Annotated in this window: 10 protein-coding genes and 2 pseudogenes; all 12 read right to left on the bottom strand. The window is 68.6% G+C overall.

Annotated features, from left to right (window positions below; all coding sequences use genetic code 11):
- Window positions 1-3: 3 nt before the first annotated feature.
- Window positions 4-1182: a chorismate synthase gene (gene aroC / locus L1066_RS04230; RefSeq protein WP_235735118.1), complete on the bottom strand. Its 1179-nt coding sequence runs from the start codon at window positions 1180-1182 to the stop codon at window positions 4-6.
- A gap of 118 nt (window positions 1183-1300) precedes the next feature.
- Window positions 1301-1813 (bottom strand): prepilin peptidase, encoded by a 513-nt coding sequence (locus L1066_RS04225; RefSeq protein ID WP_235735117.1) that lies wholly within the window; start codon window positions 1811-1813, stop codon window positions 1301-1303.
- Between the two features lie 178 nt (window positions 1814-1991).
- Window positions 1992-2831, bottom strand: coding sequence for a shikimate dehydrogenase (locus L1066_RS04220; RefSeq protein ID WP_235735116.1), 840 nt, complete (start codon window positions 2829-2831; stop codon window positions 1992-1994).
- A pseudogene (gene mltG / locus L1066_RS04215) lies at window positions 2831-4020 on the bottom strand (endolytic transglycosylase MltG). The gene L1066_RS04220 and the pseudogene mltG overlap by 1 nt, the downstream one beginning before the upstream one ends.
- Window positions 4021-4108: 88 nt before the next feature.
- A pseudogene (gene ruvX / locus L1066_RS04210) lies at window positions 4109-4440 on the bottom strand (Holliday junction resolvase RuvX).
- A 50-nt stretch (window positions 4441-4490) separates the two neighbouring features.
- Complete coding sequence (gene alaS, locus L1066_RS04205; protein WP_235735115.1) at window positions 4491-7175, bottom strand: alanine--tRNA ligase; 2685 nt, start codon at window positions 7173-7175, stop codon at window positions 4491-4493.
- Complete coding sequence (locus L1066_RS04200; protein WP_235735114.1) at window positions 7175-7471, bottom strand: DUF6167 family protein; 297 nt, start codon at window positions 7469-7471, stop codon at window positions 7175-7177. Before L1066_RS04200 ends, alaS begins: the two co-directional genes overlap by 1 nt.
- The gene (locus L1066_RS04195) at window positions 7468-7968 is read right to left on the bottom strand and encodes a hypothetical protein (RefSeq protein WP_235735113.1); all 501 of its coding nucleotides are present in this window, start codon (window positions 7966-7968) and stop codon (window positions 7468-7470) included. Before L1066_RS04195 ends, L1066_RS04200 begins: the two co-directional genes overlap by 4 nt.
- An 11-nt stretch (window positions 7969-7979) precedes the next feature.
- Window positions 7980-9326, bottom strand: a complete 1347-nt coding sequence (locus tag L1066_RS04190; protein ID WP_235735112.1) for a replication-associated recombination protein A — start codon at window positions 9324-9326, stop codon at window positions 7980-7982.
- Between the two features lie 223 nt (window positions 9327-9549).
- Window positions 9550-10785 carry an ABC transporter ATP-binding protein gene (locus L1066_RS04185; RefSeq protein ID WP_235735111.1) on the bottom strand — a complete coding sequence of 412 codons (1236 nt, stop codon included), beginning with the start codon at window positions 10783-10785 and terminating at the stop codon, window positions 9550-9552.
- Window positions 10785-11831, bottom strand: a complete 1047-nt coding sequence (locus L1066_RS04180; RefSeq protein WP_235735110.1) for an ABC transporter ATP-binding protein — start codon at window positions 11829-11831, stop codon at window positions 10785-10787. The genes L1066_RS04185 and L1066_RS04180 overlap by 1 nt, the downstream gene beginning before the upstream one ends.
- 12 nt (window positions 11832-11843) lie before the next feature.
- Window positions 11844-12860, bottom strand: coding sequence for an ABC transporter permease (locus L1066_RS04175; protein WP_235735109.1), 1017 nt, complete (start codon window positions 12858-12860; stop codon window positions 11844-11846).
- Window positions 12861-12899: the final 39 nt, after the last annotated feature.

Raw genomic sequence — 12899 nt, 5'->3', positions numbered from 1 at the left:
GGCTCACTTGAACCGGATGGCCTGCAAGTAGGACGCGGCGTTGCGCGCGGTCTCGCCGACCGAGTCGCCGCCGAACTTCTCCACGACCGCGTCGGCCAGCACGAGCGCCACCATCGCCTCCGCGACGATGCCGGCCGCGGGTACCGCACAGACGTCGGAACGCTGGTGGTGGGCCACCGTGGCCTCACCGGTCGCGACGTCGACCGTGCGCAGGGCCCGGGGCACGGTGGCGATCGGCTTCATGGCGGCCCGCACGCGGAGCACCTCGCCGGTCGTCATGCCGCCCTCGATGCCACCGGCGCGACCCGTCGTACGCCGCAGCCTGCCGTCCTCGGTGACGATCTCGTCGTGAGCCTCGGAGCCCGGAGTAGCGGCCAGGTCGAAGCCGTCACCGACCTCGACCCCCTTGATCGCCTGGATACCCATGAGCGCGCCCGCAAGGCGCGAGTCGAGGCGTCGGTCCCAGTGCACGTGGGAGCCCAGCCCTGAAGGCAGGCCGTGGACGACGACCTCGACGACGCCGCCGAGGGTGTCGCCGTCCTTGTGCGCCTGGTCGATGCGCGCCACCATCGCCTTGCTGGCGTCCGGGTCCAGACAGCGCACCGGATCCGCGTCGAGACGGGACACGTCGTCGGCCTCGGGCACCGAACCGGCAGGCGCCGGCACCCCACCGAGTTCGACGACGTGGGAGACGATCCGGACGCCGACCGCCTGCTCGAGGAAGTTGCTCGCCACCCGGCCGAGTGCCACGCGAGCAGCGGTCTCACGGGCCGAAGCCCGCTCCAGCACCGGCCGCGCCTCGTCGAAGTCGTACTTCTGCATGCCAGCCAGGTCGGCGTGGCCCGGACGCGGCCGGGTCAGCGGCGCGTTGCGCGCACTCTCCGCGAGCACCTCGGGGTCGACCGGGTCGGCCGACATCACCTTCTCCCACTTGGGCCACTCGGTGTTGCCCACCTGGATGGCTACGGGGCCACCCTGACTCTCGCCGTGGCGGACGCCGCCGACGATCGTGACCTGGTCCTGCTCGAACTTCATCCGAGCACCCCGGCCGTAGCCGAGCCGGCGCCGAGCCAGCGAATCGGCGATCTCCTCCGACGTCACCCGGACGTGGGCCGGGAGACCTTCGAGGATCGCAACCAGAGAGGGACCATGGGACTCGCCCGCAGTGAGCCAACGCAGCATGGGATCAGTCTTTCACGTGCCCACGGGTTGGAATGCAGCCCTACCCCACAGCGAGACGCGCTCTGGGAGCGGCCCCTCGGGGCGGGAGTCGCAGACGGAAGCGGCCAGTCGTCGGGGATCAGCCCGACGCGATCGGCGACCAGCCTGCAGCGACGAGGACGATGCCGACCACCGCGCCGATGAGCATGAACGGACCGAAGGGGAAGTGCCGGTCCTTGGTCAGGCGCAGCAGTCGCAGCGCCACCCACCCGACGACCCCGACGACGAAACCTGCGTAGAGACCGAGCAGCAGCGTGCTCCAGCCCAGGCTGCCCAGCGCCAGGCCCAGCAGACCGGACATGCGTACGTCGCCGTACCCCATGCCACGGGTGAACTTCCACAGGCACCAGTAGAGGGCGCTGGCGATCAGCCACCCCCACGCCGCCCGGATCAACCCGTCGGCCGAGCCGTCGAGCAGTGCGACGACGACCAGCGCGACCAGCAGGGCCGGGTAGGCCGGGAGCACCAGCTTCTTGGGCAGCAATCGCGTGCGGAAGTCGATGTGGGCCAACGCCACGCCCAGCGCGGCCAGCGGAAGCAGGACCAGCAGGGCCCAGTCCCAACCGATGGAGGCGCCCAGGGCGGCTCCCACGACACCCCCGCCACGGCGTAGTGGAGTGCAACACCCCGTCCGAGCTCCGCGTACGGAACCTTGTCGGCTGCCGGCTCATCGGGTTCGGGCAGGCTCCGCACCCACCCCGGCATCACGAGACCGGCACCGATCCCCGTGACAACGGCGCCGACGATCGCCGGCGCCAGGTGGAGCGTGCTCACCCGGCGTCTCCCGGGGCCCGCGCGGAACGGGCGGCCAGCTCCTCCTCGCCGGCCCGGCGCATCGCTGTCAGCGGAGCCTCGACGCCGGTGAACTGCGCGAACTGCAGCGCCGCCTGGTGCACGAGCAGGTCGAGGCCTCCCACGAGCACCTGTCCGGACCGGTGAGTCCCGGCGGCGAGCGGGGTCGGCCACGGGTGATAGACGACCTCGAACACGACGGCGGCCCCGGCGCACCGCTCCACGAGGTCAGGGGTCTGTGCGGCAGCGGGGATCGTCGACACCACGACCTCACCGGTCGCTCGCCCCTCCGCAAGGGTCGCCACCCGCACCAGCGGCGCCCGTGGGTGCCGGGCCAACGCCGCGACCGTCTCGGCCGCCCGCTCCGGTGAGCGCACCAGCAGCTGCAGCTCGCCGACACCCAGGTCGGCCAGTGCGAGTCCCACCGAGGTGGCCGTCGCTCCGCCACCGAGCACGGTCGCAGCAGCCGGGCTCCCGACGTAGCGCTCACGGATCGCGGCCACGGCGCCCGGCACGTCGGTGTTGTCGGCGCGCCACGAGCCGTCGTCGCGCCGCACCAGCGTGTTGGCGCCTCCGGCAAGGCGTGCCACCTCGCTCACCTCAGGGACCAGCGCCATCACGGCGCGTTTGAGCGGCATCGTGAGCGACAGTCCCCGCCACGACTCGTCCAGCCCCTCGAGGAACCCGGCCAGCCCGAGCTCGTCGACACGATGCGCGTCGTACTCACCCTGGATCCCGACCGCCGCATAGCCGGCACGGTGCAGCACCGGGGAGAGCGAGTGGGCGATCGGGTCACCCAGCACGGCGCACCGCAGCATCAGCAGGCGTCCGAGGTCTCGCAGTAGGTGCGGAACTCCGCCTTGTATCGCAGGAACTCGTCGTAGTTCTCCGCGAACTTCGTCTCCCCCGTGCGCAGGTCCACCGTGACGTAGTAGTACCAGTCACCATCGGCCGGCGCGAGCGCTGCGGCGAGCGCGTCATCGCCGGGCGCTTCGATCGGCCCCGGGGGCAACCCCGCGTTGACACGAGTGTTGTAGGGCGAGTCGACCTGGAGGTCTTCGCTCGAGATCGCCACGCCGAGGTTGCGACCGAGCGCGTAGTTCACCGTCGCGTCGATCTCCAACCTGCCGGTCGTGCCGGCCGTCCCGGGGTTCTCCAAGCGGTTGTAGATGACGCGGGCGATCTTCGGCATGTCGTCGCCGCGACCCTCGGCCTCCACCAGCGAGGCGATGGTCACCAGCTCGTGGGGGTGTAGCCAAGCTGCTTCGCCTTCGCCTCGAGGTCGAGGTTCGAGGCCGATTGCTTCCAGCGCGAGACCATGGCGCGGAGCATGTCGGCGGGCTCGTCCTTGGGCCCGAAGTCATAGGTCGCCGGGAACAGGTAGCCCTCAGCATTGCCCTTCGCATAGTCCGGCAGGCCAAGGGCTTCAGCGTCGTCGAGAACCCTGTTGAACTGCTTCTTGCCGAAGTCGGTCTTGTCTGCGAGCAGGTTGACGATGTCGACCACGCGGAGGCCCTCGGGCACGGTGACACGCGTGACCATCGCGTTGCCCGGGTTGATCAGCACGTTGAGGGCATCCGTGGCCTTCATCTTGATGAGCATCTCGTAGGAGCCCGGCTGGATGCGGGCTGCCTCCTCGCTGCGGCCGCGCGCGGCATCGGTGAAGGCGTCCACCGAGGCGACCACGTCGGCCGCCTTCAGCGTCCTCCCGATGTCGGTCGCGGTGTCTCCGGGGCTGACCTCGACCACCACGGAACCACTTCCCGGACCGGCGTAGTCCTCGGGTTCGCCGAACTGGTCCTTGACCCAGTCGACCCCCGCCGTGAGCCCGACCCAGGCCACGCCACCAAGGACGGCCAGGAGCACCAGCGCGACCAGGCATCCGCCCAGTCCGCGGCGCTTCGGCTTCTCCGCGCGGCGGCGGCCGCCACCGTTGCCGCTGCCGTTGGAAGCACGCTCGGGAATCTCCTCGCCGCCCGGAAGCAGCGAGTCGTGGGCGTCAGTCATGCTTGTGTCTCCTCGTCCGACACGTCGGTGAGCACAGCCCCCGGTGCCTCACCGCGCGCACGCTCTGCGTCGAGCGCATGTTGCAAGATCACGACCGCAGCTGCCATGTCGACCACCGCGCGTCGCTTCTGCCCTTTTTTCCACGTTCCCGAAGCATCGACTCCGCCGTGACCGTCGTCAACCGTTCGTCCACGAGTCGTACGGGGGTCGGCGCGATCCGGCGGGCCAGCTCAGCGGCGAAGATACGCACCTTCGCCGCGGCCGGCCCTCACTGCCGGAGAGCGAACGCGGCAGACCGACGACCACCTCGATCGCGCCCTCCTCCTCGGCGAGGGCAGCGAGCCGGGCGACGTCGCCCTTGCCCCGCCGCACCGTCTCCAGCGGAGTCGCGATGATCCCGGACGGGTCGCACTTGGCCACGCCGATGCGGGCGTCGCCCGGATCGAGGCCGAGCCGCACTCCGAATCGCACTAGCCGGCCGCCCGAGCGACCTCGGCGACGACGAGCTCGAGCGCCTCGCCGATGCGTCCTGAATCGGTGCCGCCACCCTGGGCCACGTCGGCCTTGCCACCGCCCTTGCCGCCGAGCAGCGGACCGATCGCGCGGATCAGGTCATTGGCGCTGAGACCACGCTCCTGGCCGGCCTCGTTGACTGCCGCCACCGCTGCCACCTTGTCATCGACGTCGCCGACGACGACCACAACGCCCGGCTGACCCTGCGGGAGCCGGCCGCGTACGTCGAGCGCGAGCGTCCGCACGTCACCGCCGCCCGCGCCGTCGGCCCGGTGGGCGACGACCTTGACGCCGTTGACCTCCTGAGCGGCCTCGGCGATGGACCCCGCGGAGGCGAGCAAGCTGGCCACCCGGGCCTTCTCGATCTCCTTCTCCGCGGCCTTCAGGCGCTCCACCATGTCCTGGACCCGGCCGACGAGGTCATCGGGCTGGGCCTTGAGCATGCCGGTCAGCTGACCGACCACGTCGCGCTCACGGGCAAGGTAGGCGAAGCCCTCCTGACCGGTGAACGCCTCGATCCGTCGGTTGCCGGAGCCGACCGACGACTCGCCGGTCACCACGATCGTGCCGATCTGCGAAGAGTGCTCGACGTGCGTGCCACCGCAGAGCTCTCGCGACCACGGACCACCGATCTCGACGACCCGCACCTGCGTCTCGTCGTACGTCTCGCCGAAGAGCGCGATCGCGCCCCAGTCCTTGGCGTCCGTGAGCGACATGTAGTCCCACGACACCGGGAGGTCGGCCCGCAGGGCGTGGTTGGAGACCTGCTCGATCTCGCGGACCTGCCCCTCGGTCAACGACTGAGTCCAGCCGAAGTCGAGACGCAGGTAGCCCGGCCGGTTGTAGGACCCCGACTGCAATGCGGTGGGCCCGAGCACGTCACGCAGTGCAGCGTGGACCACGTGGGTGCCGGAGTGGGCCTGCCGCGCACCAATGCGCCATTCGGGGTCGACCTGGGCGTGCAGCAGCGGACCACCTGCCGAGCCTGCCGCCAACTCACCGTCGACGACCCGCACCTGGTGGACGACGAGGCCGCGCACCGGACGCTGCACGTCGAGCACCTCGAGGCGTCCACCGTCGAACTCGATGATGCCCGCATCCGCTGCCTGGCCACCGGATTCGGCGTAGAACGGGGTGCGGTCGAGCACGATCTCGCCGACCTCTCCATTGCCCAGCGACGTGGCCGGAGCGCCGCCGCGCAGCACCGCCAGCGCCTTCGACTCGGTGCTCAGCGTCTCGTAGGCGAGCCAGTCGGTCGGGCCGTGCGCGTCGAGGATGCCGCGATAGACGGCCGTGTCGGCGTGCTGCCCCTTCTTCGACTTGGCGTCGGCCTTGGCCCGCTCACGCTGCTCGGCCATGAGCTGGCGGAAGCCGTCGTGGTCGACCTCGAGACCCGCCTCGGAGGCCATCTCCAGGGTCAGGTCGATCGGGAAGCCATAGGTGTCGTGCAGCGCGAAGGCCTTGTCACCGGTGAGCCGGGTTCCACCGGCCTGCTTCACCTCGGCGGCTGCCTGGTCGAAGATCTGGGTGCCGGACTGGAGCGTCTTGCGGAAGGCATCCTCCTCCGCGTAGGCGACGCGCGCGATCCGGTCCCATGCTGCCTCGAGCTCCGGGTAGCCGAGCTTCATCTTCTCGAGGGAGACCGGCATCAGCTCGGGCAGCGCACGGTCGTTGTAGCCGAGCAGGCGCATCGAGCGGACCGCGCGGCGCAGCAGCCGCCGCAGCACGTAGCCGCGCGCCTCGTTGCCCGGCGTGACCCCATCACTGATGAGCATCAGCGAGGAGCGGATGTGGTCGGCGACCACGCGGAAGCGGACGTCGTCGACCTCGTTGTCGCCGTACCGCTTGCCGGTGAGCTCGGCGGCCTTCTCGATCACGGGGAAGAGCTCGTCGATCTCATACATGTTCTGCTTGCCCTGGAGCAGGTAGGCCACCCGCTCCAGGCCCATGCCGGTGTCGATGTTCTTGGCCGGCAACGGGCCCTCGACGTCGAAGTCGTCCTTGGCACGCACGGTGTGCAGGATCTCCTGCATGAAGACGAGGTTCCAGATCTCCAGGAAGCGGTCCTCGTCGGCCTCCGGACCGCCGTCCACGCCGTACTCAGGGCCGCGGTCGTAGTAGATCTCGCTGCACGGACCGCCGGGACCCGGCACGCCCATGTTCCAGTAGTTGTCGAGCTTGCCCCGCTCCTGGATGCGCTCGTCGGGCAGTCCCGCGACCCGTTTCCAGATCTCCCGGGACTCGTCATCGCCGCCGAGCACCGTCACCCAGATGCGTTCGGGGTCGAAGCCGTAGCCGCCGTCGTCCTGGCTCTTGGTGATCAGCTCCCAGGCGAGCGTGATCGCGCCCTCCTTGAAGTAGTCGCCGAAGGAGAAGTTGCCGCACATCTGGAAGAACGTGCCGTGGCGGGTGGTCTTGCCGACCTCTTCGATGTCGAGCGTGCGCACGCACTTCTGCACGCTCACGGCGCGGTCGTAGGGCGGCGTCTCCTGCCCGAGGAAGTAGGGCTTGAAGGGCACCATGCCCGCGTTGACGAAGAGCAGGGTCGGGTCGTCCAGGAGCAGGGAGGCCGAGGGAACGACCTGGTGACCTGCCTTCTCGAAATGGGCGACGAACCGGCGGCGGATCTCCGCGGTCTCCATCAGTTGGTGCCTCGCTGTCGTGTCGTTCTGTGCTGGGTCAGTTGGGGTCTGGCGCTGGGCCCACTGAGGGTCCGGTGGGCAGGTGCCGGGGCCAGTCCGAGTCGTTCGCGCAGTTCCACCTCGCGATCGGCGCTGGCCTGGGCCACGTCATCTCGCACCAACCGGGCTCCGAGCTTGAGCGCCTGGACCCGATCACGAATGCCGGCGGCGGTGAAGCCCTCGCTGAACCGACGAGCCCGGTTCACGGCATAGATCCCCGCTCCGGCACCGGCTGCGAACCAGAAACCGCGCCTCATGCGGACTCCTCCGAGTGCAGGTCCCGTGCCATCCGTTGGCGCAGGGCCGCTTCACGTTTGAGGTTGCGCACGATGCTCCGTCGCTCCTTGCGGCGCCGCTTGACCTCTCGCTTCATCTCGAAGCTGATCCGGTTGCGGTTCTCGGGGGTCAGTGCCCACCGGATGCCGTGTCCGAACGCGGCGGCCTTGACGACCGACTCGCGGGCCACGATGTCGAGGAAGAGTCGGCCCTCGATGCGCTGGGCCACCGGCGTCGGCTCCGGGGCACTGCCGAGGTCGGTGATGACGAACTCCTCGACCTTCGGCGCAGCGGCCGCCACGGTGAGTGCATCGAGCCGCGCCCGTAGTTCGGCTGCGTCCACACGGGCCTGCTCGAGGGCGGCCTGAGTACGTCGTGCCTGCTCGCGTGAGGAGCGGACCAGCAGGGCGGCGACCACACCGAGCACGACCAGGGTGCTGATGCACAGCACGAGGGTCAGTGAAGTGGCGGTGGTCATGGGACCTGACCCTATCGCGCGCCCCGGATGAGTCGACGTACCCGTTCCCAGCGGTCCTTGATCGCGTTCTCGGCGCCCAGCGATGTCGGGCGGTAGTACTCCCGACCGTCGACCACGTCGGGTGCATACTGCTGCTCGGCGACGCCGAAGGGTTGGTCGTGGGCATAGAGATAGCCCTTGCCGTGCCCGATCTTCTTGGCTCCGGCGTAGTGCGCGTCGCGCAGGTGGGCGGGCACCGGGCCGATCTTGCCGGCCTTGATGTCGCCGAGCGCCTCGAAGATGGCGTTGGTGACCGCGTTCGACTTGGGCGCAACCGCGAGGGCGATCGTTGCGTGAGCCAGGTTGAGCTGGGCCTCCGGCATGCCGATCAGCTGCACCGCCTGGGCGGCCGCGACAGCGATCTGGAGGGCGTGGGGATCCGCAAGGCCGATGTCTTCGCTGGCGAGGATCACGAGCCGTCGGGCGATGAACCGCGGGTCCTCCCCTGCCGCGATCATCCGCGCCAGGTAATGGACCGCGGCGTCGGCGTCGGAACCACGCACTGACTTGATGAAGGCGGACACGACGTCGTAGTGCTGGTCGCCGTTGCGGTCGTAGCGCACGGCGGCCTTGTCGACGGCCGTCTCCGCCGTGGCCAGGTCGATCACGGTCGTGCCCTGAGTGGCCGCAGCACCTGCCGCCGCCTCGAGGCAGGTCAACGCACGGCGGGCGTCGCCGCCGGCGATCCTGACGAGGTGGTCACGTGCGTCGTCGGCAAGCTCGTACTCCTTGGCCAGCCCACGCTCGTCGGCGACTGCCCGGTCGATGACCTCACCGATGTCCTCCGCCGTCAGGGACTCCAACGTGACCAGGAGTGAGCGGGAGAGCAGCGGCGAGATCACGGAGAAGTGCGGGTTCTCGGTCGTCGCGGCGACCAGGCTCACCCACCTGTTCTCCACTGCGGGAAGGAGCGCGTCCTGCTGGGCCTTGCTGAAGCGGTGCACCTCGTCGACGAAGAGCACCGTCTCCCGCCCTTGGTGGACCAACGCACCGCGGGCCTCGTCGACCGCCTTGCGGACATCCTTCACCCCGGCGGAGACCGCGGACACCTCGACGAAGTCACGGCCGGTCTGGCCCGACAGGATGGAGGCGATGGTCGTCTTGCCAGTGCCGGGAGGCCCCCACAGCACCACACTCATCGGCCGGTTGCCGGTGATCAGCTGATGCAGCGGCGAGCCCTCACGACGGAGGTGCCCCTGCCCCACCAACTCGGCGAGGTCGCGCGGACGCATCCGCACGGCCAGGGGCGCCGAGGAGTGGTCATTGCCAGCGAGCGAGCCCCCGCTGACCTGGCCGGGGGCGTCAAAGAGACCGTCCACCCGACCAGCCTACGGTCTCGACAAGCTCGACCTCCGACAGGCGTTGATCGAGCCCCCGTTGATCGAGCCGTCGTTGATCGAGCCTGTCGAGATCAAAGCCCCGCTGATCAAGCCCCGTTGATCGAGCCTGTCGAGATCAAAGCCCCGTTGATCGAGCCCTCGTTGATCGAGCCTGTCGAGATCACCCACGGACCCGCCGAGCTCGACCGCACGGAGGGGACGGTCACGGCTTGACGGTGGTCCGAGCCTTGAGGTCGAACCAGACGTCAGAGAAGCCCGGCTGGTCATCGAGCTCCACCGGGCTCGCGCCCGGGTCGTGGTTGCCCGCGTTGTCGACACCGAGGATCCGTGCCGTGACCGGGTCGGCAGGGTGCTGGCCGAGTTCACCGGCGAAGTGGCAGGCGACCTTGTGGCGCGGGCCGACCTGCAACATCGGCGGCTCCACCTTGGCGCAGATCTCCTGGGCCAGGGGGCAGCGGGTCCGGAACCGGCAGCCCGACGGTGGGTTGATGGGGCTGGGTACGTCGCCCGTCAACCGGATGCGCTCACGCCGACCACCGACGGCCGCCTGCTTGACGTCAGGTGCTGCGGAGAGGAGCGCCTGCGTGTAGGGGTGGTTGGGTCGGCTGTAGAGGGTGTCCCGGTCCGCGATCTCGACGATCTTGCCGAGATACATCACCGCAACCTCGGGGCAGAAGTGGCGCACCACGGCGAGGTCGTGGGCGATGAAGAGGAACGCGATCTCGAACTCGCGCTGCAGGTCCTGGAGCAGGTTGACGACCTGGGCCTGGATCGACACGTCGAGCGCCGAGACCGGCTCATCGGCCACGATCACCTTGGGTTGCAGGGCCAACGCGCGGGCGATCCCGATGCGCTGGCGCTGACCGCCGGAGAACTCGTTGGGATAGCGGTTGTAGTGCTCCGGGTTGAGACCCACGACCTCGAGGAGTTCCTGCACCCGCTTCAGGGTGTCCTTCTTCGGCACCATGTCGTGGATGCGTAGTGGAGCACCCACGATCGAGCCCACGGTGTGACGAGGGTTCAAGGAGCTGTAGGGGTCCTGGAAGATCATCTGCACGTCGCGGCGCAGCGGCTTGAGCCCACGGCTGGAGAGCGTCGCCAGGTCACGGCCTTCGAACTCGACGCTGCCCTTGGTCGGCTTGTAGAGCCTGGTGATGGCGCGGCCGGCCGTGGACTTGCCACAACCGGACTCGCCCACCAGGCCGAGGGAGCCACCCTTGGGGATCTGGAAGGAGATCCCGTCGACGGCCTTCACCTGACCCACCGTCCGCCGGATGACCCCGGTGGAGCGCACCGGGAAGTGCATCTCGAGACCCTCGACGGTCAGCACCGGCGGTGCGTTGGGATCGAGCTGGGCAGGTGCGTGGGAGGCAGCGAGCACGTCATCCAGGCTGGCAGCGCCCTCGGCGACGGCCTTGGCCTCGTCGTGCGGGGTCATCACCGCTCCTCGGCAAGGTCGGGAGCGATCTCGGGGATCACTTCGGTCTGATAGATGGACTCGGGGTCGGCAAGGTGGCAACGCTTGAGGTGCTCGCCACCGCGCGGCCCCGCCACCAGCAGGGGCAGCTCCGTCGTGCACAGGTCGCCCGTCACCTTGTCGCGATGGACGCACCGCGGGTGGAAGGCACATCCGCTGGGTGGGCTGAGCAGGCTCGGTGGATTGCCGGGCACCGGCACCATGCGCGCGTTGGGGTCACCGGCGAGGTCGGGCACGCTGGAGAGGAGACCCCAGGTGTAGGGCATCAGCGGGTGCGTGAGCACCTCCTTGACGGGTCCGTGCTCCACCGCTCGGCCGGCGTACATCACCAGCGCCTCGTCTGCCATCTCCGCCACGACTCCCAAGTCGTGCGTGATGATGATGATTCCGGTGTTGAACTCCTTCTGCAGGTTCTGCAGGAGGTCGAGGATCTGCGCTTGCACCGTCACGTCGAGCGCGGTCGTCGGCTCGTCGGCGATCAGCAGCTTCGGGTCGTTGATCAACGCCATCGCAATCATCGCGCGCTGACGCATGCCGCCCGAGAACTGGTGCGGGTAGTTGTCGTAGCGCGTGTCCGGTTGCGGGATGCCGACGAGTTCCAGCATCTCGACCACCCGGGTGCGGGCCTGCTTCTTGCTGACCTTGTTGTGCACCCGGTAGGCCTCAGCGATCTGGTTGCCGACGCTGTAGTAGGGGTGCATCGCAGAGAGCGGGTCCTGGAAGATCATCGCGATCTCCTTGCCGCGCAGCTTGCGCATCTCGGCGTTGCTCACGTGGAGCAGGTCGACGCCGTCGAGGCGGATGCTGCCCTCGACGATGGCGTTCGTGCCACGGTGCAGGCCGAGGATGGCCGAGCTCGAGACCGACTTGCCGGAGCCGGACTCGCCGACAATGCCGAGCGTCTGCCCGCGCTCGAGGCTGTAGCTCAGGCCGTCGGTGGCCTTGACGATGCCGTCCGGGGTCTTGAAGTGGACCTTGAGGTCTTCGACTGTGAGGAAGCTGTCCATGTCTTTGCTCTCCTAGCCGAGCCGGACCCGCGGGTCAATGAAGGCGTAGGCGATGTCGACGATGATGTTCATCAGGATCACGAACGCACCGGCGACCAGCACGATGCCCACGACCGTGGGCAGGTCCCAAGCGTCCGCAGATTGCACGGTGAGCAGTCCAAGACCGGGGTAGGCAAACACGCTCTCGGTGATGATCGCACCGCCCAGCAGGGTGCCGAAGTCGATGCCAGTCATGGTGACCAACGGCGTGAGGGCAGCTCGCAGCCCGTGCTTGAAGAGCACTGTCCGACTGTTCAGCCCCTTCGCCTTGGCAGTGCGGATGTAGTCCTCACCCAGCGACTCGAGCACGAAGGCACGCGTCATCCGCACATAGCTTGCGAGGAAGACCAGGGCCAGGGTCGTCGCGGGCAGGAGCAGATTGCTCAACCAACTCCACACGCCACCGTCGGCTATCGAGATGTAATAGGGATAGTCGAAGATGCCCCATTTCACCACGACGTACTTCAAGAAGAAGATACCGATGAAGAAGGTGGGGAACGCATAGACGACCAGGGTGAGGCCCACGATGCCGCGGTCGAGGATCGACCCCTTGGTCACTGCCGCAATGATTCCGAGCATCACCCCGAAGAAGAGCCAGATCACGACCGCAACGAGGGCGAGCGAGATCGAGATCGGAGCATATTCCTTGAGCAGGCTGTTGACCGTCGTTGCATAGTTCTGGCTGTAGCCCAGGCACGGAGCAGCGCAGTGCGTGACGATCTCCGGAGCCGCCTCACGTGCAGCCTTGTCGGCGGGGAAGTCACGGCCTGCAACGATGCCCTTGGCGAAGTGGGCCCACTGTTCGTGCACCGGCTTGTCGTAGCCGAGCGCCCGTTCGGTGTCGGCGATCTGTTCTTGGGTGCACTGGCGGCCACAGGCGAGCTTGGCCTGGTCTGCTGGCCCGGCGAAGAACAGCACGAACGTCACGAAGGACAAGGTGAGCAGCAGCAGGATGCCGATGATGACCCGGCGTGCGGCGTAGGCCCACATGGATGGTTCCCACCTTCTTGATCGGGACCCGGCACACGG

It is taken from the genome of Nocardioides alcanivorans (assembly GCF_021555175.1).
Taxonomy (GTDB): domain Bacteria; phylum Actinomycetota; class Actinomycetes; order Propionibacteriales; family Nocardioidaceae; genus Nocardioides; species Nocardioides alcanivorans.
The sequence above is the reverse complement of the archived record's forward strand: the minus strand, read 5'-3'. Positions and strand labels throughout refer to the sequence as shown.